This is a genomic window from Streptomyces sp. NPDC045846 (assembly GCF_056431605.1).
Window position 1 is genome coordinate 524545 of the sequence record NZ_JBWKKJ010000004.1, and the last position, 21235, is coordinate 545779.

General features: G+C 70.3%; 22 protein-coding genes. 9 read left to right on the top strand and 13 right to left on the bottom strand.

Annotation, left to right across the window (positions count from 1 at the left end):
• Positions 1–8: 8 nt before the first annotated feature.
• On the bottom strand, positions 9–896 hold the full coding sequence (locus AC07F3_RS14565; RefSeq protein WP_479114051.1) for a Cof-type HAD-IIB family hydrolase: 888 nt from the start codon (positions 894–896) through the stop codon (positions 9–11).
• A gap of 179 nt (positions 897–1075) precedes the next feature.
• Here AC07F3_RS14565 and AC07F3_RS14570 point away from each other — a divergent pair, with 179 nt between their 5' ends.
• Positions 1076–1975, top strand: a complete 900-nt coding sequence (locus AC07F3_RS14570; RefSeq protein ID WP_479113887.1) for an LLM class flavin-dependent oxidoreductase — start codon at positions 1076–1078, stop codon at positions 1973–1975.
• On the opposite strand, the gene AC07F3_RS14575 is transcribed toward AC07F3_RS14570, so the two are convergent.
• The 3 genes from AC07F3_RS14575 to AC07F3_RS14585 all read right to left on the bottom strand — a co-directional run bounded on the left by AC07F3_RS14575 (position 1972) and on the right by AC07F3_RS14585 (position 3641).
• Complete coding sequence (locus AC07F3_RS14575) at positions 1972–2436, bottom strand: hypothetical protein (RefSeq protein ID WP_479113888.1); 465 nt, start codon at positions 2434–2436, stop codon at positions 1972–1974. The two genes, AC07F3_RS14570 and AC07F3_RS14575, sit on opposite strands and share 4 nt — an antisense overlap.
• Before the next feature lie 25 nt (positions 2437–2461).
• Positions 2462–3052 (bottom strand): RNA 2'-phosphotransferase, encoded by a 591-nt coding sequence (locus AC07F3_RS14580; RefSeq protein WP_479113889.1) that lies wholly within the window; start codon positions 3050–3052, stop codon positions 2462–2464.
• A gap of 73 nt (positions 3053–3125) precedes the next feature.
• On the bottom strand, positions 3126–3641 hold the full coding sequence (locus AC07F3_RS14585; RefSeq protein WP_479113891.1) for a PadR family transcriptional regulator: 516 nt from the start codon (positions 3639–3641) through the stop codon (positions 3126–3128).
• A 114-nt stretch (positions 3642–3755) separates the two neighbouring features.
• On the opposite strand from AC07F3_RS14585, the gene AC07F3_RS14590 reads away from it, so the two are divergent.
• From AC07F3_RS14590 to AC07F3_RS14600, 3 genes are read left to right on the top strand one after another with little or no spacing between them, the layout of a single operon-like run.
• Positions 3756–4010 (top strand): hypothetical protein, encoded by a 255-nt coding sequence (locus AC07F3_RS14590; protein ID WP_479113893.1) that lies wholly within the window; start codon positions 3756–3758, stop codon positions 4008–4010.
• Positions 4011–4040: 30 nt separating this feature from the next.
• A complete protein-coding gene (locus tag AC07F3_RS14595; protein ID WP_479113894.1) occupies positions 4041–4313 on the top strand; it encodes a hypothetical protein in 273 nt (90 codons plus the stop codon).
• A gap of 2 nt (positions 4314–4315) precedes the next feature.
• On the top strand, positions 4316–5662 hold the full coding sequence (locus AC07F3_RS14600) for a carotenoid oxygenase family protein (protein WP_479113896.1): 1347 nt from the start codon (positions 4316–4318) through the stop codon (positions 5660–5662).
• A 177-nt stretch (positions 5663–5839) separates the two neighbouring features.
• Here AC07F3_RS14600 and AC07F3_RS14605 read toward each other — a convergent pair whose 3' ends face one another.
• From AC07F3_RS14605 to AC07F3_RS14620, 4 genes are read right to left on the bottom strand one after another with little or no spacing between them, the layout of a single operon-like run.
• A complete protein-coding gene (locus AC07F3_RS14605) occupies positions 5840–6802 on the bottom strand; it encodes a MerR family transcriptional regulator (protein ID WP_479113898.1) in 963 nt (320 codons plus the stop codon).
• A gap of 11 nt (positions 6803–6813) precedes the next feature.
• Positions 6814–7746 carry a metal-dependent hydrolase gene (locus AC07F3_RS14610; protein WP_479113900.1) on the bottom strand — a complete coding sequence of 311 codons (933 nt, stop codon included), beginning with the start codon at positions 7744–7746 and terminating at the stop codon, positions 6814–6816.
• A complete protein-coding gene (locus AC07F3_RS14615; protein ID WP_479114053.1) occupies positions 7743–9503 on the bottom strand; it encodes an SDR family oxidoreductase in 1761 nt (586 codons plus the stop codon). Before AC07F3_RS14615 ends, AC07F3_RS14610 begins: the two co-directional genes overlap by 4 nt.
• A gap of 11 nt (positions 9504–9514) precedes the next feature.
• Positions 9515–10363 (bottom strand): M24 family metallopeptidase, encoded by an 849-nt coding sequence (locus AC07F3_RS14620; RefSeq protein ID WP_479113902.1) that lies wholly within the window; start codon positions 10361–10363, stop codon positions 9515–9517.
• Positions 10364–10619: 256 nt separating this feature from the next.
• Here AC07F3_RS14620 and AC07F3_RS14625 point away from each other — a divergent pair, with 256 nt between their 5' ends.
• The 4 genes from AC07F3_RS14625 to AC07F3_RS14640 are packed head-to-tail and all read left to right on the top strand — an operon-like array spanning position 10620 to position 14174.
• Entirely contained in the window at positions 10620–11639 is a 1020-nt protein-coding gene (locus AC07F3_RS14625) for an ABC transporter ATP-binding protein (protein WP_479114055.1), read from the top strand.
• Positions 11629–12516: an ABC transporter permease subunit gene (locus tag AC07F3_RS14630; protein ID WP_479113904.1), complete on the top strand. Its 888-nt coding sequence runs from the start codon at positions 11629–11631 to the stop codon at positions 12514–12516. The genes AC07F3_RS14625 and AC07F3_RS14630 overlap by 11 nt, the downstream gene beginning before the upstream one ends.
• On the top strand, positions 12513–13424 hold the full coding sequence (locus tag AC07F3_RS14635; protein ID WP_479113906.1) for an ABC transporter ATP-binding protein: 912 nt from the start codon (positions 12513–12515) through the stop codon (positions 13422–13424). Before AC07F3_RS14630 ends, AC07F3_RS14635 begins: the two co-directional genes overlap by 4 nt.
• 30 nt (positions 13425–13454) lie before the next feature.
• Positions 13455–14174: an ABC transporter permease gene (locus tag AC07F3_RS14640; RefSeq protein WP_469841826.1), complete on the top strand. Its 720-nt coding sequence runs from the start codon at positions 13455–13457 to the stop codon at positions 14172–14174.
• A gap of 104 nt (positions 14175–14278) precedes the next feature.
• Here AC07F3_RS14640 and AC07F3_RS14645 read toward each other — a convergent pair whose 3' ends face one another.
• The 3 genes from AC07F3_RS14645 to AC07F3_RS14655 all read right to left on the bottom strand — a co-directional run bounded on the left by AC07F3_RS14645 (position 14279) and on the right by AC07F3_RS14655 (position 17616).
• Positions 14279–15055, bottom strand: coding sequence for a hypothetical protein (locus AC07F3_RS14645; RefSeq protein ID WP_479113908.1), 777 nt, complete (start codon positions 15053–15055; stop codon positions 14279–14281).
• Between the two features lie 270 nt (positions 15056–15325).
• Positions 15326–16597, bottom strand: a complete 1272-nt coding sequence (locus tag AC07F3_RS14650; RefSeq protein WP_479113910.1) for a CynX/NimT family MFS transporter — start codon at positions 16595–16597, stop codon at positions 15326–15328.
• 335 nt (positions 16598–16932) lie between these two features.
• Positions 16933–17616 (bottom strand): FadR/GntR family transcriptional regulator, encoded by a 684-nt coding sequence (locus AC07F3_RS14655; protein ID WP_479113912.1) that lies wholly within the window; start codon positions 17614–17616, stop codon positions 16933–16935.
• Between the two features lie 91 nt (positions 17617–17707).
• On the opposite strand from AC07F3_RS14655, the gene AC07F3_RS14660 reads away from it, so the two are divergent.
• A complete protein-coding gene (locus AC07F3_RS14660) occupies positions 17708–18394 on the top strand; it encodes a rhomboid-like protein (protein WP_479113914.1) in 687 nt (228 codons plus the stop codon).
• 317 nt (positions 18395–18711) lie between these two features.
• Here AC07F3_RS14660 and AC07F3_RS14665 read toward each other — a convergent pair whose 3' ends face one another.
• Together AC07F3_RS14665 and serS are read right to left on the bottom strand one after the other, a co-directional pair.
• Positions 18712–19524, bottom strand: a complete 813-nt coding sequence (locus AC07F3_RS14665) for an HAD family hydrolase (RefSeq protein ID WP_479114057.1) — start codon at positions 19522–19524, stop codon at positions 18712–18714.
• Positions 19525–19532: 8 nt separating this feature from the next.
• The gene (gene serS / locus AC07F3_RS14670; protein ID WP_479113916.1) at positions 19533–20822 is read right to left on the bottom strand and encodes a serine--tRNA ligase; all 1290 of its coding nucleotides are present in this window, start codon (positions 20820–20822) and stop codon (positions 19533–19535) included.
• Between the last annotated feature and the right edge of the window lie 413 nt (positions 20823–21235).

Sequence of the window (21235 nt, forward strand, 5' to 3'; positions counted from 1 at the left end):
CGGATCCTTCACAGGGCCTTGAGGATCTGCTCGATCACGACCGCCACGCCGTCCTCGTTGTTGGCGGCGGTCCGGCCGGAGGCGGTGGCCAGCACGTCGGGATGGGCGTTGCCCATGGCGTACGACGTGCCCGCCCAGCTCAGCATCTCCATGTCGTTCGGCATGTCGCCGAAGGCCACCACCTCGGCGGGTGAGATGCCGCGCTCGGCGCAGCACAGCGCCAGCGTGGAGGCCTTGGAGACACCCGCGCCGCTGATCTCCAGGAGCGCGGTCGGGCTGGACCGGGTGATCTCCGCGCGCACCCCGACCGCCGTGCGGGCGAGCGCGAGGAAGTCGTCCGGGGTCAGTTCCGGGTGGAACGCGAGCACCTTGAGCACCGGCTGGTCCGCCGTGTCGGCGTCCTCGGCCAGCAGCTTCTCGGCCGGCGCGATGCTCGCCGCGGGGTCCATGTGCATGGGCGGATAGGCGAGTTCGTGGTGGAAGCCGCCGGTGCGCTCGACCGCGAAGGACGTGCCGGGCACGGCCGCCCGCAGCAGGGTGACGACGTCGAGGGCGGCGGCCCGCTCCAGCGGCCGCACCTTCACGAAGAGGTGCCCGTCGCTCCCGCCGTGCAGGTCGACGACGGCCGCGCCGTTCCCGCAGATGGCCAGGCCGTGGCCGTGGACGTGGGCGCTGACGACATCCATCCAGCGGGCCGGGCGGCCGGTGACGAAGAAGACCTCGATGCCCGCCTCCTCGGCGGCGGCCAGCGCCGCGACCGTACGGTCCGACACGGACTTGTCATCACGCAGCAGAGTGCCGTCCAGGTCGGTCGCGATGAGCCGCGGTGCGGTGGGCACGGGGCGGATGGCCGGGGCGGGATCCGTAGCTGAGGTCACCGGCCCATTCTCCCGTATCCACGCGCACGGGCGTGCGAGCGGACGCACATCTGAGAGCGCTGAGCGGTGCGCCCGGGGCACGAGGGGGCGTACGTGACGCAGGGGGCGCTTCGAGGCAGGAGGGGCTGGGCTCGCACCGTGTGCGTGAGGGGCCCGGGTGTCCGCCGGGGCACCGGCAGACGACGTAGGGTCGGAGTATGCGTCTGAGCACTGTGATTCTTCCGGTCCGCCGCTGGCACGAAGGCGGTCGCGACGAGTGGCTGCGCGCCGAGGAGCTGGGCTTCCACACGGCGTACACCTACGACCATCTGTCCTGGCGGACGTTCCGCGACGGCCCGTGGTTCGGGGCGGTGCCGACGCTCACGGCCGCGGCGGCCGCGACCAGCCGGATGCGCCTCGGTACTCTGGTCACCTCGCCGAACTTCCGGCACCCGGTGACCCTCGCCAAGGACCTGATCACGCTCGACGACGTGTCGAACGGCCGCGTCACCCTCGGGATCGGCGCGGGCGGCAACGGTTTCGACGCCACCGCGCTGGGCCAGGACGCCTGGACGCCGCGCGAACGGGCCGACCGATTCGGCGAGTTCGTGCCACTCCTCGACCGCCTGCTCACCGAGGACTCGGTGTCGTACGACGGCACCTTCTACTCGGCTGTCGAGGCACGGAACCTGCCGGGCTGTGTCCAGCGGCCCAGGATCCCCTTCGCGGTGGCCGCGACCGGCCCGCGCGGGCTGCGGCTCGCGGCGAAGCACGGGCAGGCGTGGGTGACCACGGGCGATCCGAAGCTGTTCGAGTCCGGGACGCCCGAGCAGTCGGTCGAGGCGATCCGCGGGCAGCTCAAGAAGCTGGGTGAGGCCTGCGACGACATCGGCCGCGACGTGGACGAGCTGGACAAGATCCTGCTCACCGGCTTCACCCCGCAGCCCGGTCGCCCGCTGGAATCGCTCGACGCGTTCGTCGACTTCGCGGGGCGGCACTTCGACCTCGGCTTCACCGAGATCGTTCTGCACGCGCCGATCCCGGACTCCGACTTCGCGGCCGACCCGAAGGTCTTCGAGCGGATCGCGACCGAGGGACTCGCGCAGCTGCGCCGCTAGCCCTTCCCGCCGCGGACGTGCGCGCTCATCCACGGGGTGAGCGCGCCGAGCAGGACCAGCTCCTTGTACGTCTCGTCGCCGGGCAGGGGCACGACCAGCCACCAGCCTGGCGGGAAGAACCGGCCCCGCACATGGGCGAGGCCGCCGTAGACGGACCGCAGGAAGGCCGGCACGGCGGAGCGCGGCACATCGTCGAACTGCACGCCGTCGACGGTGACTTGGGCATCGTCCTCGGGATGGACCCGTACGGCCACCGAGGGCGAGCCGCCGAGTTCGACGTACGCCTCGTGCGGCAGCGAGCCGTCCGGGTCGAGCACCGCGAAGACCCCCGACGAGGTGCGGCGAGAGGTCCGGTCGGCGCCGATGTCGTCGGTGACCTCGACCGTCAGCCGGTGTTCGTCGGCGATCGCGCGGATCGCGGTGACCACGGACTCGGTGGTGGGCAGATGTGGATGGGGCATGGGATCGATCATGCCAAGCGTCGGCTCAGCCGGGCAGCCGCAGGTACCGCGCGGGTACGGAGTCGGTGAGCCAGACCCCGTTGGCGCTGACGTGGAAGACATGGCCGGCGCGGTGCATGGCGCCGGCGTCGACACTCAGGACCACCGGGCGGCCGCGGCGGGCGCCGACCCGGGTCGCGGTCTCCCGGTCGGGGGAGAGATGGACGTGATGGCGGGCCATGGGGCGCAGCCCCTCGGCGCGGATCGCGTCCAGGTTGCGGGCCACGGTGCCGTGGTAGAGGTACGCGGGCGGTTCGGTGACCGGCAGGTCGAGATCGACGGTCACGGTGTGGCCCTGGCTGGCCCGGATGCGGTCGCCCTGCACGGCGAAGCGCCGTTTGTCGTTGGTGGCGACCACGTGGTCGAGCTCGGCGCGGGTGAGGGGGAAGTGATGCGCGGCCGCGGCCCGCAGCAGCACGTCGATCTCCACCCAGCCCCGCGGGTCCAGGGTGAGGCCGATCCGCTCGGGCTGATGGCGCAGGTGTTTGGCCAGGTATTTGGACACCTTGACGGTGCGCCGGTCGTCCGGGGACTGCCGCGTACCGTCGTGGCGCGGCTCCGGCGGGGTTCGTGTCATGCCATCAGGGTGCCGGGGCGGGTGTGTCCCCGGCATCCCGATTTCTCCGAGGCGGAGTCTCCCGGGTGGGGAATCAGGGGGCGAGCTGCTCCGCCGCCCACCGGGCCCACTCCTCCTGCATCGCGCTGAACCGCTTGCCGTACTCCAGGGCGAGGCGGCCGTGCACCGAGATCGGATCGTCGCCCCAGTCGATGACCGCCTCCGCCTCCTTCAGGCCGACGAGCTGCTGGGCCGAGCGCTCGGCCTCGGTGAGCAGATACGCCTTCGCTTCGAGTCGCGTGAGCTCGCCGAGGAAGAAGACGCGCAGCAGGGAGTCGCTGCGGCGGGTGCGGGACGGCTCGACCTCGGTGAGCCAGTGGCGCAGCTCGGCTCTGCCCGCGTCGGTGATCGCGTATTCCTTGCGGCCGCGCGGGCCCTCGGCGGACACCTCCACTAGACCCGCGTCCGCGAGTTTGCCCAGCTCTCCGTAGACCTGGCTCTGGGTTGCCGCCCACACGTGGGCGAGCGAGGTCTCGAACAGCTTCATGAGGTCATAGCCGCTGGCCGGGCGGTTGGTGAGGAGGCCCAGGACTGCATGACGAAGGCTCATGCCGCCCACTCTACCCTCCACTCTTGACACGTCAAAGGAGGAACTTTTACATTCGACATGTCACAAGTGGAATGTGGAGCCGGGTGGCAGCGCTCGGAACAGAGGGGGACTCCCATGAACTACCTGCGCGGATTCATCCCGTGGATCGTCTTCGCCGTCGTCGGCGGCGCCTTCTGGCCGTGGGGTGCCGTCGCCGCCCTCGCCGCGGCGGCCTGCCTGTTTTCCCTGGACCGCAAGCGCGGTCTGTCCGCCGATTCCCTGATCCTGGAACAGTCCACGATCGCTTTCTTCGCCGTGCTGAGCGTCGTGGCCTTCGCTGTTCCCGGGGGTGGACTGCGGGAGTACGGGGGCGCGCTGGCCACCGGCTGACTGGCCCTGACCTCCTGGGTCACGCTGGGCGTGCGCAGGCCCTTCACCACCGGGATCGCCAAGCGGCAGGCGCCGCGCGAGGTGTGGACGCACCCCCTGTTCATCCGGATCAACGTGGTGCTGACCTCGGTGTGGGCCGTGGCCTTCACCCTGACCGCCGCGGGTCTCGCCGTCGTCAAGGCGGAGTCCCTGGGGAGCGCCGCCTCCATAGCCGTGCAGGTCGCCGGATTCGCCGTCCCGGCCCTCGTCACCGCCCGGTACCCCGAGCGCGCCCGTCGCGCCGCCGTCCAGAAGGATGCCTGACCATGACCACGTCCGAGATCCCGCCGGCCCCGCATCTCGCGGGCAACTTCGCCCCGGTCGCCGAAGAGCTGACCACCCAGGAGCTGCCCGTCACCGGTTCCATACCGCCCGAGCTGTCCGGCTGGTACGTGCGCAACGGGCCCAACCCGCAGGACGCCGCCTCCGCCCACTGGTTCTTCGGGGACGGGATGGTCCACGGCGTCCGGCTCGAAGGCGGCAGGGCCCGCTCCTACCGCAACCGATGGGTGCGCACCACGACCTTCACCGACGGGGCGCGGGTCTACGACCGCCAGGGCAATGTCGACTTCACCGCCGGGGCGGCCAACACCCACGTGGTGCGGCACGCCGGGCGCACCCTGGCCCTCGTCGAGTCGTCCTTCCCGTACGCACTGGACTGCCGGCCGGGGCGCGAGCTGGAGACGTTGGGCTCCTACGACTTCGATGGGCGGCTCACCACAGCCATGACCGCCCACCCCAAGACCTGCCCGGTCACCGGTGAGCTGCACTTCTTCGGGTACGGGACGATCGCCCCGCCGTATCTCACCTACCACCGCGCCGACGCCGAGGGCGAGTTGGTGGTGAGCCGTCCGGTGGAGGTGCCGGGGGCCACGATGATGCACGACTTCCACCCCACCGCATCCCATGTGGTGTTCATGGACCTCCCCGCGGTCTTCGACCTGGAGGTGGCGATGCGACCCGGCGGCGGGCTGCCCTACCGCTGGGACGCGGAGTACGGCGCCCGGCTGGGCGTGCTGCGCAGGGACGACCCGTACGGCGAGGTGCGGTGGCTGTCGATCGACCCCTGCTACGTCTTCCACGCGCTGAACGCGTACGACGAACCGGGGGAGGGCGGCGACGGGCGGATCGTGCTCCACGTCGTGCGGTACGAGCGGCTGGGGGCCCGCGGGGCCACGCTGTGGAAGTGGACGCTGGATCTGGCGACGGGGCTGGTCCGCGAGGAGCAGCTCGACGACCAGGCATGCGAGTTTCCCCGGATCGACGACCGGCTGGCCGGGCTCGAGACCGGATACGGCCACGTCACGGTGGCCCGGACCCCCTCGTCGGGGCCGATATCGGGGGCGCTGCTCCGGTACGACCTGCGGACGGGGGCGGTGGTCCGGCACGACTTCGGGCCGGGGCGGGTCCCGGCGGAGGCGGCGTTCGCCCCGGCGGACGATCGGCCGGGCGGCCCGGGGTGGTTGCTCAGCTACGTCTACGACGCGGCCAGGGACGCCAGCGACCTCGTCATCGTGGACGCCCAGAACCTGGCGGCGCCCCCGGTGGCGACCATCCATCTCCCCCAGCGCGTGCCCTTCGGCTTCCACGGCAACTGGCTCGCCGATCAGTGACAGGAATCCATGAAAGGGGTCGCATGTGACGCCAATCACCCTGCTGAACCGTGCAGTTGGGTTTGTTCCACAGCGAAGTCGCGTTATCCACAGGCAATTTGACATCTCTGTGGACAACGGGCGTCCGATAAAAGGGGTTTGGTCAACTTCATCACCATGAAGCCGATTTAGTAGTAATCACGTCTCGGGGCTATTGCGCGTTGGGGGTGACAGCGCGTCCAAGGTGCGTGCCTGTACCTCGCGTTCGGTGGCCGCGGTGATGAACGCCGAGACGTTGTCCTGGCCCACCAGATCCCGAACCGCTCGGAGGGTGGCCGCGGGCAGGGTCACCGGGCCGGGATCTGGTGGGGAGGGGGCTGCGGCCGGGGTGCCCAGGTGTTTCTGGAGGTGGCGGGTCGCGAAGAGGCGCATGGCGCGCGCCAGTTCGGCGTCGACGGTCTGCTGGGCCAGCGGACGCATGCGGCGTACAAGATCGGCCGCTTCGGCGGCCTCGGTGTCGGTCGGGGGGTGGTGGCCCAGATAGCGGGCGAAGACGTGTTCCGTGGTGAAGTCGAGGAACCGGGCCGCGATGTGTTCGACCTGGCCGCGCAGCTCCCGCAGGTGTCCGGAGATGGCATCGAGCGGCACGCCCGCCGCGTGCAACTCGGCTGCCACCGCCAGCTCTTGGGGGCTGGGGACGAGGAACTCGGCGTCGTTGTCCGGGATGCGCTCCAGGATGCCGAGCTCCACCGCCTCGGCGACGGCCTTGTCGTCGGGGATGCCGCCGAAGGTCTCGTCGAGATCGGCACGGGAGATCCGGGCGGCCTCCTCGTCCGTCCAGGGGCCGTTGACCTCGGCGACCAGGCCGAGCACGCCGCCGAGCCCCCGTCCGGCGTCCCAGGCCTCCAGGAGTTCCTTGATGGAGGCCAGCGTGTAGCCGCGGTCCAGGAGGTCGGCGATCTGGTGCAGCCGGGCGAGGTGGGCGTCGCCGTACACATTGGAGCGTCCGCGCCGTTCGGGCCGGGGCAGCAGGCCGCGGTCCTGGTAGGCGCGGATGGTGCGGACCGTGGCGCCGCTGGCGTGCGCCAGGTCCTCGATCCGGTACTCGGCCGGTGCCGTCGCCGGCGGGCCCACCTGCTGAAGTGCTGACTGCCCGGACAAACCCACTCCCTCTACCCCAAGGCGGCGCGGCCCACAGCGCCCGCCGCCGCTCGGGCCGCCGGCGAGGTCGCGAGGTATTCGACGGCCTTGCGCAGGGAGCCCTCCTGCGAGGGATGGTACGACCGGCGGAAGTAGCGGGGTATGGCCGAGCCCAGCTCCTTCCAGGTCGGCAGCAGGCCCCGGCGTACGGCCCGGTTGTGCTCACGCAGCGAGTAGCGCAGGCGGCCCGCCAGTTGGGGGTCGTGCCGGATCAGATAGGAGGCGCCCCACACCCACAGCCACAACAGGACCGGGGCGACCACGGCCATGCCCTCCACCCGGCGGGCGTACCGGGGCAGACCCGTGCCGCCGCAGTGCTGGTACATGTCGAAGGCCACCGACCGGTGTTCGACCTCCTCCGCGCCGTGCCAGCGCAGCAGGTCCAGCATGACCGCGTCGGAGCCGGCCCGGTCCAGGCCCTCGGCGTGCAACACCCAGTCGCCGAGCACCGCCGTGAACTGCTCGATGGCCGCGATCAGCGAGAGGCGGAAGCGGAGCCACTCCTGCGTCGGTATCGGAGCCCCGAACGGTGGCGTCTCGCCGAGGAGCCTCTCGAAGAGGAAGTCGACGTGGCGGGTGTAGGCGCCGGTGTCGAGCCGCTGGTGCGCCAAGTGGTCCAGCACGTAGGCGTGTTGGACGCTGTGGGTGGCTTCCTGGCCCATGAATCCCTTGACGTCCTTGAGCAGCACCGGGTCGTCCACCAGCGGGAGGGCCTCCTTGAAGACCTTCACGAACCAGCGCTCGCCCCCCGGGAGCAGCAGGTGGAGCACATTGATCACATGGGTGGCGGTGGGCTCGTCCGGTATCCAGTGCAGCGGCGTCCGGTCCCAGTCGAACGAGACGCGGCGCGGGCTGATCCGGTAGTGCTCCTCGCTCGCGGTGCCTTCTCGGCGCTCCCTGCTCACAGCGGCGGCTCCAATCGGGCGATCGCGCGCAGCGTCCTCGGGGCGAGGCGGGACAGGAGGTGGGCTCCGCGCGCCTCCGCCGTCACCGGCACCACGGCCTGGTTCTTCACCACGGCGCGCAGGACGGCCGAAGCCACCTTCTCCGGAGGGAAGTTGCGCAGCCCGTACAGACGCGAGGTCTTCTTCTGCAGGCGCTTCTCCTCCTGGGCGTCCGCCCCGGCGAAGTGCGTGGTTGAGGTGATGTTGGTGTTGATGAGGCCGGGGCAGATCGCGGAGACGCCGATGCCCTGACCCGCCAGCTCGGCGCGCAGGCACTCGCTGAGCATCAGCACCGCGGCCTTCGAGGTGCTGTAGGCGGGCAGCACCCGGGAGGGCTGGTAGGCGGCGGCGGACGCGGTGTTGACGATGTGGCCGCCCTGGCCGCGCTCGGCCATCTGCCTGCCGAAGACGCGGCAGCCGTGGATGACGCCCCACAGATTGACGTCGAGGACCTTCTTCCAGTCCTCGGCCGTGGTGTCGAAGAAGGAGCCCGACAGCCCGATCCCCGCGTTGTTGACCAGGACGTCGACGACGCCGTACTCGGTGGCGACCTTCTCGGCGAGCTTCTCCATCGCCTGCTCGTCGCTGACGTCGACGGCCTCCCCCCAGGCCTCGGGCGCGCCGATCAGGCGGGACATCTCCGCGGTCCGGGTCGCCCCCTCGGCGTCCCGGTCCACGGCGACGATCCGCGCCCCCGCCTCGGCGAACGCGAAGGCGGTGGCCCGGCCGATGCCGCTCGCGGCGCCCGTCACCAGGACGAGCTGGCCGCCGAACCGGTCGGCGTACGGGCCGGTGGCGACGGTGTCCCGCGCGGGCGTGCCGTCCTCGTTGGTGCGGACGAACTCGCCGATCCAGGCCGCCAGTTGGTCCGGCCGGGTGCGTGGGACCCAGTGCTTGGCAGGAAGGGTCCGGCGGACCAGCTGAGGCGCCCACTGCTCCAGCTCGGCATAGAGCTGGGGCGAGAGGAACGCGTCGTCGAGCGGAGTGATCAGCTGGACGGGCACATGGGCGAAGGCGTCCGGGCGCGGGCGGCGCAGCCGGGCGCGGACGTTGTCCCGGTAGAGCCAGGCACCGTGCGCCGCGTCCTGCGGAAGGGAGCCCGTGGGGTAGCCGTCGGCCGGCACGTTCTCCAGGCGCTGGAGCATTCTGGGCCACCGCTTGCCGAGCGGACCGCGCCAGGCCAGCTCGGGCAGGACCGGGGTGTGCAGCATGTACACGTACCAGGACTTGGCGCCCTGGCCGAGGAGCTGTGCGGCCCTGCGCGGCGTCGGGCGGCTCATCCGGTTCTTGATCCAGTGCCCGAAGTGGTCCAGGGAAGGCCCCGACATGGAGGTGAAGGAGGCTATCCGGCCCTGGGTGCGCTGGACGGTGGCGAACTCCCAGCCCTGCACCGACCCCCAGTCGTGGCCGACCAGGTGCACTGGCCGGTCCGGACTGACCGCGTCCGCCACGGCGAGGAAGTCGTCCGTCAGCTTCTCCAGCGTGAACCCGCCGCGCAGCGGGGCCGGTGCCGTGGAGCGGCCGTGCCCGCGAACGTCGTAGAGCACCACGTGGAAGCGCTCGGCCAGCCGTTTCGCGACCTCGGACCACACCTCCTTGCTGTCCGGGTAGCCGTGCACCAGGAGCACGGTGGGCTGGGACGCGTCGCCCAGTTCGGCGACGCACAGCTCCACGCCGCCGGTCCGCACCCAGCGCTCGCGGGCTCCCTCGATGGTCACGTTCTCCACGCTCACGCCGCCTTCTCCTCGGCCCAGCGCCGCACGTGCGGCAGATCGTCGTCCAGCCAGAACGCGCTCTGTTCGGGATCCCGGGAGTCGGTGACGACCAGGATCTCCTCGAACTTCGCGCCCGTACCCCGGAAGCCGAGGTGCGGCTCGACCGCCCACAGCCCCGGCCGGGGCGGGTGGTCGGAGAACCGGTACGGCGACCAGAGCGGCGACCAGCCGTCCCGGTGGCCGTGCAGCGCGTCGCTCGCCAAGCCCTTCAGCGCCTGCGTGCCGAACCCGAACACGTTCGGCGACCAGCGGCGCTCCTTCACCTGGTCGATCTTGTGGGCGATCACGCCGAACGGATAGGCCCGGTGCCGGTTGGCGTACCCCTGGCGGACCATGAGCCGGTCCACGTCCTCGTAGATCTCGCGCAGCGGCCGTTTCTCGCGCACCTCGCGCAGGATGAGGGCCCGGTGCGCCTCCAGGTCGGCGAGCAGCCGGTCGTGCACCGGGTTGAGCCCCAGGCAGCCCGAGTAGCCGATGTCCGCGGTGAAGCCCTTGTGGACCGGGGCCATGTCGAGGATGAACGGCATCCCCGCCTCCAGGCGCCGGTTGGTGGGGAAGAACTGGAGCGGGATGCGGAAGTTCACGAACGCCGTGCGGTCGCCGAACCAGGCGAACGGCAGATGGAACCAGTCCCGCACGCCGCGCTCGCGCAGCCAGTCCCGCTGCATGCGCGCGGCCTCGCGCTCGGTCACCCCCGGCTTGAGCTGGGCCGCGACGGCCTCCGCGCACTCGTACGCGAGGCTCTGTACCTCCCTGAACCCGCGCAGCCGCGCCTCGGGTTCAGCCTTCAGTGCCGATGGCATCCGTCCACCCCTGTCGCCCTACGCGTGCGTAACTTGACACTGATGAATGTGACAATGCCTGGCGGCTGCGTCAAGGGTGCTGCACCAGCCTGTGGACAACGGGCCCGTTGTGGACAACTCCGTGCCTCCGGAAGGTGAGCCCGTCAGCCTCTCGTACGGGTCCCCTACGGGTTCGTACCTCTGGAGTCGGACATGGATCCAACCTCCTGGGCTGACGATTCGTGTGGCCTGCGCCACTACCGTCGATGACGTGACTGTGATCGCGACCGAAAGCCTGAGCAAGCGGTTCCCCCGGGTGACCGCGCTTGACCGGCTGTCGTTGGACATCGGCCCCGGTGTGACCGGGCTGGTGGGCGCCAACGGAGCCGGCAAGTCCACGTTGATCAAGATCCTTCTTGGTCTCTCGCCCGCCACGGAGGGCACCGCCGCCGTGCTCGGCCTGGACGTTGCCACCAGTGGCAGCGCCATCCGCGAGCGGGTGGGCTACATGCCGGAGCACGACTGCCTGCCGCCCGACGTCTCGGCCACCGAGTTCGTCGTGCACATGGCGCGCATGTCGGGCCTCCCGGCCACCGCGGCCCGCGAACGGACCGCCGACACACTGCGCCACGTGGGGCTCTACGAGGAGCGCTACCGGCCCATCGGCGGCTACTCGACCGGTATGAAGCAGCGGGTCAAGCTCGCCCAGGCACTTGTCCACGACCCGCAGCTGGTCCTCCTCGACGAGCCGACCAACGGCCTCGACCCGGTCGGCCGCGACGAGATGCTCGGCCTGATCCGCCGCATCCACACCGACTTCGGCATCTCGGTCCTGGTCACCTCGCATCTGCTCGGCGAGCTGGAGCGCACCTGCGACCACGTGGTGGTCGTCGACGGCGGCAAGCTGCTGCGCTCCAGCTCCACCAGCGACTTCACCCAGACCACCACCACCCTCGCGGTCGAGGTCACCGACTCCGACACTCACCCCGACGGCACCGAGGCGGTGCGCAAGGCGCTCACCGCCGCCGGGATCACGTTGCAGGCGGGCGTGGAGGACGGGCTTCCGGGCGCCGGTCACATCCTGCTCGTCGAGGCCACCGGCGAGGAGACCTACGACACCGTCCGCGACACCGTGGCCGGCCTCGGCCTCGGCCTCGTCCGGATGGAACAGCGCCGTCACCACATCGCCGAGGTGTTCCAGACCCCGGCGCCGGAGCCGGTCTCCGAACGCGCCGCCGCGTGGGCAGCCACCGCGGCCGGCGCCGAGCAGAAGGGGGCCGGTCGCGATGGCAACTGACAGCGTCCAGACCCAGATCCACAACATCGGCTACCGCAATTACGACGGGCCGCGCCTGGGCCGGGCCTACGCCCGCCGCTCGCTCTTCTCGCAGTCCCTGCGCGGCGCGTACGGCCTGGGCCGCAGCGCCAAGTCCAAGGTCCTGCCGATGCTGCTGTTCGCGGTGATGTGCGTGCCCGCGGCCATCATGGTCGCGGTCGCCGTCGCCACCAAGGCCAACGACCTGCCGGTGCAGTACACGCGGTACGCGATCCTCCTCCAGGCCGTCATCGGGCTGTTCATCGCGGCCCAGGCGCCCCAGACCGTCTCGCGCGACCTGCGGTTCAAGACGGTGCCGCTGTACTTCTCGCGGCCGATCGAGCGCCTCGACTACGTCCTGGCCAAGTTCGCCGCCATGGCGTCGGCCCTGTTCATCATCACGGGCGCGCCGCTGGTGATCCTGTACGTCGGCGCTCTGCTCGCCAAACTCGACTTCGCGGACCAGACCAAGGGGTTCGCCCAGGGGCTGGTCTCGGTGGCACTGCTCTCGCTCCTCTTCGCGGGCCTCGGCCTGGTCATCGCGGCACTGACGCCGCGCCGCGGCTTCGGCGTGGCCGCCATCATCGCCGTACTGACCGTCTCCTACGGGGCCGTCTCCGCGGTCCAGGCCATCGCCTTCAACCAGGGCTCCCCCGGAGCGGTCCAGTGGCTCGGCCTGTTCTCGCCCATCACGCTCATCGACGGCGTGCAGACCGCCTTCCTCGGGGCGGGCTCCAACTTCCCCGGCGGCCACGGCCCGGGGTCGGGCACCGGGGCGGTCTACCTGCTCGTCGTCCTCGCGCTGATCTACGGCTCGTACGCCGTGCTGATGCGCCGCTACCGGAAGGTCGGGCTGTGACCACCCTCGACATCGACCACACCTCGCGCTGGTTCGGCAACGTGGTGGCGGTCAACGACGTCACCATGACGATCGGCCCCGGCGTGACCGGGCTGCTCGGCCCCAACGGTGCCGGAAAGTCCACGCTCATCAACATGATGGGCGGTTTCCTCGCCCCGTCCACGGGAACGGTCACGCTCGACGGCGAGCAGATCTGGCGCAACGAGTCCGTCTACAAGAAGATCGGCATCGTCCCCGAGCGGGAGGCCATGTACGACTTCCTGACGGGCCGCGAATTCGTCGTCGCCAACGCCGAGTTGCACGGACTCGGCGCGAAGGAGGCCCAACAGGCCCTCGCCACGGTCGAGATGGAGTACGCACAGGACCGCAAGATCCAGACGTACAGCAAGGGCATGCGCCAGCGCGTCAAGATGGCCTCAGCCCTCGTCCACAACCCGTCGGTGCTGCTGCTCGACGAGCCGTTCAACGGCATGGACCCGCGCCAGCGCATGCAACTGATGGAGCTGCTGCGGCGGATGGGGGCCGAGGGCCGCACGGTCCTGTTCTCCTCCCACATCCTCGAAGAGGTCGAGCAGCTCGCCTCGCACATCGAGGTCATCGTCGCCGGACGGCACGCGGCGAGCGGAGACTTCCGCAAGATCCGCCGCCTCATGACGGACCGGCCGCACCGCTACCTGATCCGCTCCAGCGACGACCGCGCGCTGGCCGCGGCGCTGATCGCCGACCCGTCGACCGCCGGGATCGAGGTGGACCTCAAGGAGGGCGCGCTGCGCATCCAGGCCGTCGACTTCGGCCGGTTCACCACGCTGCTTCCACAGGTCGCCAAGGCCCACGGGATCCGGCTGCTCACGGTCTCGCCGTCCGACGAGTCCCTCGAATCCGTCTTCTCCTACCTCGTAGCGGCCTGAGCGCCTCCAGAAAGGAGCGGTGACGTTCCCATGTACAACCCGACCGTCGCCCGGCTCACCTACCGGGCCCTGCTCGGCCGCCGCCGGGCCGCCATCCTCTTCGTCCTGCCCGCCCTGCTGATCGTGATCGCGGCGGCCGTCCGGTCCTTCAGCGGCGCCGACGACCAGGTCACCGCCGACCTCCTGGGCAGCTTCGCGCTGGCCACGATGGTGCCGCTGATCGGTGTCATCGCGGGCACCGGAGCGATCGGCCCGGAGATAGACGACGGTTCCATCGTCTATCTGCTGGCCAAGCCGGTGAAGCGTTCCACGATCATCGTCACCAAGCTGATCGTCGCGATCGCCGTGACCATGGCCTTCTCCGCGATCCCGACGCTGATCGCCGGATTCATCCTGAACGGCAACGGGCAGCAGATCGCGATCGCCTACACCGTGGCGGCGCTGGTCGCCTCCATCGCGTACGCGGCGGTGTTCCTGCTGCTCGGCACCGTCACCCGGCACGCCGTCGTCTTCGGCCTGGTGTACGCGCTGGTGTGGGAGTCGCTGTTCGGCAACCTGGTGCCCGGTGCGCGCACCCTGAGTGTGCAGCAGTGGTCGCTCGCCCTCGCCCAGAAGATCGGCGAGAACGGCGTGATCTCCTCCGACGTGGGCCTGCCCCTCGCGGTGACCCTGCTGGTGGGAGTGACCGCCGTGGCCACCTGGTACGCGGGCCAGAAGCTGCGCACCCTGAAGCTGGCCGGGGAGGAGTGACGGGGGTTCCCCGGACAGGGGCGGGGCCCGGCGCCGTCTTGCGGCCGGCGGGCCCCGCCTGTTGTGCGTCCTGAGCCGCTGCCTCGGGCTGGCAGGTTGCAGAGCTACCTGCGGCGCTTACGGCGCGGGGGATGCGGAGGGCGCCGCCGGACGTCGGCGAGGCCCTCGGAGAGATCCACGAGGCGGACACTCATCGCCCCGACCACGCGGTTGGTGGAGTCGAGCCGTCGGTCCAGCCCTTCGAGCCGCTGGTCCACGCCTTCCAGACGGTGATCGATGGCCTCGATCCGGTGATCCATGGACTCCATCCTCCGGTCCATGGCCTCCAGCCGCATCGACATCCGGTTCAGCACCGGACCGAGTTCCTGGAGCGCGGGCCCGATCCGGGCCATGGAGCTCTCCAGGTCGGTGACGCGGCGGTCCAGTCCGTCGTGGCGGGGGTCGCTCGCGATGACGTTCCGGGAGGCCTCCTCGGTGTCGAGGAGGTAGGTGCGTACACAGCGAGCAACTTCGCTGTCGCGAAGAAGCATGGCTATGTTGAGGACGGCTCGGCGGGTGAAGAGCCGGAGGTGGGAGCGCCCCTGTGGATAACTTTCGGCTGGGCCGCCGGATGGCGTGGTCGTTTTGACCACGTCATCGAACCGCAGGTCATCGCCACTGAGAATGGTCATTCCGTTGCCGGTCAGCTCTTCGCGGTGCCTCCTGACGAGGCTATGCACAGCCTCCTTGTGGACAACGAAGTACCGGGCGACGCCTTCTGTGGTCACGTGCAGACCATCAGGTAGCAGCTGCAATGCCTTGACCTTCTCCAGGACGTCGACGCGTCCCAGGTGGTCGTCGCGCAGGGTGCGCGATTCGAGCAGGGCGACTTCGGATGGCATGGTCGGGCCTTCCGTTCATGGTCATGGACCGATGGATGATGTGGACGCCCTGTCCCCGGGCTGCAGGGGTGGAGGTCCGCTCATCTACGCCACTGACTCAATGACCGGTTCTCGTACAGCGACCGGCAATCCCCGAATTCACGAAAGGTACGACGCCACTAACCCCAGTTGCCTCCACGCACGGGGGACAACGAGCGGACTTTCGTACAGGTCACGCATCCGGGGAACACGCGTTGGGAACAAACGTTTCGGCCCGACTGTGCCGCCGCGCTAGACCGTTCGGTCGCGAGCCGCGAAGAGGCCTACCGCCAGGGCTGCCGCGCAGACGCAGAGGACCAGGCCGATCGGCACCGTCCAGCCGCCCGTCGCCTGGTGCACCGCGCCCGCCGCGATGGGGCCGACGGCCGCCAGCAGATAGCCCACCGTCTGGGCCATGCCGGACAGCCGGGCCGCCGTCCGCGCGTCGCCCGAGCGCAGCACGATCAGCGTGAGGGCCAGCCCCACCGCCCCGCCCTGCCCGATGCCCAGGACGCCCGACCACAGCCAGGCGCCGCTCACCGGGGCGACCATCAGGCCCGCGTACCCGGCCGCGACCAGCGAGGTGACCAGGACGATCAGCGGGCGCTGGCTGCGCATGCGGCCGGCCAGGAGCGGCACCCCGAAGGCGCCCGCCACCTGGATCAGGTTGTTGAACGCGAAGATGACGCCCGCCGTGGAGCGGCTCATCCCGTGATCCGTGAAGATCGTCGGCATCCAGGCGATCAGCACGTACGACCAGAGCGACTGCAGTCCCATGAAGAGCGTGACCTGCCAGGCCAGGGCCGAGCGCCACACGCTCCTGCCCGCGCCGGACGAGGCCGGGGCGGCGACCCGCACCTCGTGGCCCGTACGGCCGCGCGCGATCAGCACCTGCGGCAGCCAGGCCACCGCCGCGAGGACCGCGAGCAGCGACCACACCGCGAGCGAGGCCTCCCAGCTGCCGCCGAACGCCTTCTCCAGCGGGACCGAGGACGCGGCCACGACCGTCGCGCCCGCGATCATCGCGCCGGTGTACACCGACGTCATCGACGCCGCCTTGTCCGGGAAGTCACGCTTGATCAGGCCGGGCATCAGCACGTTGAGCAGCGCTATCGCCGTGCCGACGAGGACGCCTCCGCCGTACAGCGCCACCGCGGAGGGGGCCACCCGCACCAGGATGCCGACGGCCAGGAGCAGCAGCGCGAACAGCAGCACCGGCTCGCTTCCGAAGCGGCGGGCCAGCCACGGCGCCACCAGCGCGCCGAGCCCCAGGAACAGCACCGGCACGGAGGTCACCAGGCTGCTCGCCGTCGACGACAGGCCGAACGACTGGCTGATCTCGCTCACCAGCGGCGACACGCTGGCCAGCGCCGCCCGCATGTTCACCGACGCCAGCACGATCCCGACCAGCAGCACCACCGGATGCGCCAGCAGCGCCCGCCGCGCGGCGGCGCCCTGTGGCGACGGCCGTACGTCGGCCTCGGCATCGGGCAACAGCAGGCGATCAGCATCCGGGCGTGACAAGACAAGGCACCTTTCGTAGACGGCCTTTCGGCCTTTCGGCCTTCGAGCCCCGGCCAGTGACAGGCAGAGGCAAAGGCAGAGGGCGGGTTGGGGAGGGCGGGTTGCTGAGCTCAGAGGCCCAAGCTCAGGGCTCAGGGCTCAGGGCTCAGGAATCAGGGCCAGGAGCTCAGCGCTCGGGGGGTCAGAGTTCGGCGGTCAGAGTTCGGGGACCAGAGGTCAGAGGTCAGCGCTCGGCGGTCAGATCTCAGCGGTCAGATCTCAGCGGTCGGGTTCCAGCGGTCGGATTTCAGATTTCAGATGGGGGATTCCGTCCGGCGCACTGGGCTTCCGCAACGTCAGCCGCTCCGGCGGGCCGCCACCGCCCGGACCGCCTCCAGCGGCTTCCGTAGCAGTTCGCGCACGGCGTGTTCCGCGGCTTTGGGGTCGCCGCTCTCGATCGCGTCGACCAGGGCCTCGTGCGTGTCCAGGTCGATCGGGGGCATCTCCTCGTCGCGCAGCGAGGTGATCAGGCTCTCGTGCACCTGGACCGAGAAGAACCGGTAGACCTCGATGAACGCCGGGTTGTGTGTGGCCTGCACGACGCCCAGGTGGAAGGCCATGTCTGCGTCGGCGGCGCGGTCGCCGTGCTCCCGCAGCGTCTGAAGGGAACCCCGCAGCGCCACCATGTCGGCGGTGTCCCGGCGTTCGGCGGCGAGCCGGGCGGCCTCGGCCTCCAGAGCGACGCGGAGTTCGAGTACGTCAAGGGCGTCGGCGGCGCGGATGCCCTGGAGGACCGCGGAGGGATCCGCGGTGGAGCGTACGAAGGTGCCGTTGCCCTGGCGGGATTCGAGCAGCCCGGCATGGACCAGCACCCGCACGGCCTCGCGGACCGTGTTGCGGCCGACGGCCAGCTGCTCGGCCAGCTCGTGCTCGGTCGGAATGCGGTCGTCGACCGCCCACTCGCCATTGGTCAGCTGGGCCTTCAGCTGATCGACGACGGTGTCCACGAGGGACTGCCGCCCCGCCGTACGAAGAGCCACGCCATTCACTCCATTCACCCGGTTGCCCAGTCATCCTACAACTGCGCGCGCCTCTTATTCGCTCCACAGCGTTTCGCGCCATCATCTAGGGATGACGACCCTGCTCCCCCGTGGCACCGAGCACGCGCGGCCGGTCCGGTCCTGGGTGCGCTCAGCACCCGGGACGCACATCTGGCTGTTGACCATCGCCATCACCAGTCTCGTCATCCAGCTCTCCACCCAGGGCCTGCAGCGCTTCCTGCTGCACCGCAACAGCAGCAACATCCACGAGCTGACCAAACACCCCGTGCAGTCCCTCTTCACCAGTGCCTTCTGGATCGAGAACCCGTCCTCGCTCCTGCTCTACCTGGTGCTCTTCGAGGTCGTGCACGCCACGGTGGAGCGCTGGCTCGGCACGCTGCGCTGGCTGTGCACGGTCGTGGTCGGCCATGTCGTGGCGACCCTGATCAGCCAGGAGTACGTCCTGTGGTCGATCCAGAACCAGCACCTGCCCAAGCGTCTCGCGCACGCCATGTCGCACGTCGTGGACATCGGGGTCAGCTACGGGCTGGCCGCGGCGCTGGGCATCCTCGTCTACCGGCTGCCCCACCCCTGGCGCTGGCTCTACCTCGTGGGGGTGGCCGCGTTCTTCGGCATCCCGCTCGCCTCCGGCGGCACCTTCACCGACCTCGGCCATGTGACCGCGCTGTTCATCGGCTTCGCCTGCTGGCCGCTGACCCGGGGCGTGCCCACGCGAAAACCAGTGGCGCCCAACGACCGTGCCCGGCACAGTGGTTGACGCAGCCGGACGCGGAGAACGCGAGCCCGCCGGACGGGGGACGAGCACGACGACGACCGCACGGACGCGTCCGACAAGGACCGTACGGGCAGGTGCGACGTGCTCCTGGCGGGGCGGCGCGGGGCAGGCATCGGAGTAGCACCGACGACTCCGACGGGCCGCCCGCGGACGGCTGCCCGGGGCGGCCGCTTCGAGCGCGCATCACGCGCGAGGCCGCCCCTGCGACATGGGTAAGGGGCGCCCGCCAAGAGCGGGCGCCCCTTACTCGCATTCCCCGGTCGCTGTCCGCCGACCGACCGCGAGACCGTCCTTGGGGCTTACCGCCCCTGAAGCAGTTCTTCCAGGACCACGGCGATGCCGTCGTCCTCGTTCGACGCCGTGATCTCGTGGGCCACGGCCTTCAGCTCGTCGTGGGCGTTGGCCATCGCCACGCCGTGCTCGGCCCAGCCGAACATCGGGATGTCGTTGGGCATGTCCCCGAACGCGATCGTGTCCGCCGCCTTGCAGCCGAGCCGGCGCGCGGCCAGCGAGAGCCCGGTCGCCTTGCTGAGGCCGAGCGGCAGCAGCTCCACGACGCCCGCGCCCGCCATCACGACGTCCACCAGGCTGCCGACCACCTGCCGCGTGATCGCCGCGAGCGCGTCGTCGTCGTACTCGGGATGCTGGAGGTAGACCTTGTTGAGCGGGGCCGACCACAGCTCGGCGGGGTCCTCGAAAAAGCGGACCGGAAGCGGTCCCTCCTGCACCTGGTAGCCGGGGCCGACCAGGACCTCCCCGTCGATGCCGTCACGGCTCGCGGCGAGCGCCAGCGGGCCGATCTCCGCCTCCACCTTGGACAGGGCGAGACCGGCGAGCTGGCGGTCCAGGGTCACCGACGTCAGCAGCCGGTGCTCGCCGGCGTGGTAGACCTGCGCGCCCTGGCCGCACACCGCGAGCCCCTCGTAGCCGAGGTCGTCGAGGATGTGCCGGGTCCAGGGCACCGCACGGCCGGTCACCACGATGTGCGCGGCGCCCGCCGCGGTGGCGGCCGCCAGCGCGTCACGGGTGCGCTGCGAGACCGACTCGTCGGAGCGCAGCAGCGTCCCGTCCAGGTCGGTCGCGATCAGCTTGTACGGGAACGGGCGCCCCACGGCGGTGCTCACTTGGAGATCGGCTCCAGGACCTCGCGGCCGCCCAGGTACGGACGGAGCACGGCCGGGACCCGCACCGAGCCGTCGGCCTGCTGGTGGTTCTCCAGGATCGCCACGATGGTGCGCGGGACCGCGCACAGCGTGCCGTTCAAGGTGGCCAGCGGGGCGACCTTGCTCTTGCCGTCGCTGGTGTCGCGCATGCGGACCGACAGACGGCGGGCCTGGAAGCCGTCGCAGTTGGAGGCCGAGGTCAGCTCGCGGTACTTGCCCTGGGTGGGGATCCACGCCTCGCAGTCGAACTTGCGCGAGGCCGAGGCGCCGAGGTCGCCGGTGGCGACGTCGATCACCTGGAACGGCAGCTCAAGCGCGGTCAGCCACTGCTTCTCCCAGTCCAGGAGGCGCTTGTGCTCGTTCTCGGCCTCGTCCGGGTGGACGTAGGAGAACATCTCGACCTTGTCGAACTGGTGGACCCGGAAGATGCCCCGGGTGTCCTTGCCGTACGTGCCGGCCTCGCGGCGGAAGCACGGCGAGAAGCCCGCGTAGCGCAGCGGCAGCTTGTCCGCGTCGATGATCTCGTCCATGTGGTACGCCGCGAGCGGGACCTCGGAGGTGCCGACCAGGTAGTAGTCGTCCTTCTCCAGGTGGTACACGTTCTCGGCGGCCTGGCCCAGGAAGCCGGTGCCCTCCATGGCGCGCGGGCGGACCAGGGCCGGGGTGAGCATCGGGATGAACCCGGCCTCCGTGGCCTGCGCGATCGCCGCGTTGACCAGGGCCAGCTCCAGGAGCGCGCCGACGCCGGTCAGGTAGTAGAAGCGCGAGCCCGACACCTTGGCACCGCGCTCGACGTCGATGGCGCCCAGTGCCTCGCCGAGCTCCAGGTGGTCCTTGGGCTCGAAGCCCTCGGCGCCGAAGTCGCGGATGGTGCCGTGCGTCTCCAGGACGACGAAGTCCTCCTCGCCGCCGACCGGCACGTCCGTGTGGACGATGTTGCCGAGCTGGAGGAGCAGCTGCTTGGCCTGCTCGTCGGCGTCGTTCTGCGCGGCCTCGGCGGCCTTGACGTCGGTCTTGAGCTGCTCGGCCTTCTTCAGGAGCTCGGCGCGCTCCTCGGGCGAGGCCTTGGGAATGAGCTTGCCGAGCGACTTCTGCTCGGAGCGCAGCTCGTCGAAGCGGAGGCCCGAGGACCTGCGCAGCTCGTCGGCGGAGAGCAGGGCGTCGACGAGGGCGACGTCCTCTCCACGGGCGCGCTGGGAGGCGCGAACACGGTCGGGGTCCTCACGGAGCAGGCGAAGGTCAATCACCCCTCCAGGCTACCGGTGCGGACTCGCGGCACCCCACCGGATATCCCCGGCCCGGTCCACCCGCGTGTCACTTTGTCCGAATTGACCGAATTGGGAAATCTGGCCCTGGAATTCCCGGACGGGATGTCAATGAAATCGCCGCTATTCCCTGAAAAGAGGCGCTTTCCGGACGGTCGTTGACCGACTCCCTTGCCGCACACAGGACTTGTCCACAGAAGTGCACAGCCCCGGAAACTTATCCACAGGCTGTGCGGGCGCCCTGTGGACTTCGGAAGAGATCGTTCCGAAAGCCGCGTGCGGGACCGAGGTTTCCCCTCTCAAACCCGCTCCACACACTCATTCGGGTGGGAATTGCTCGCTCTAAAGAGTTGATCAATGGAATTGAGGTGACAGAGGATGCCCTGGCGACCTGT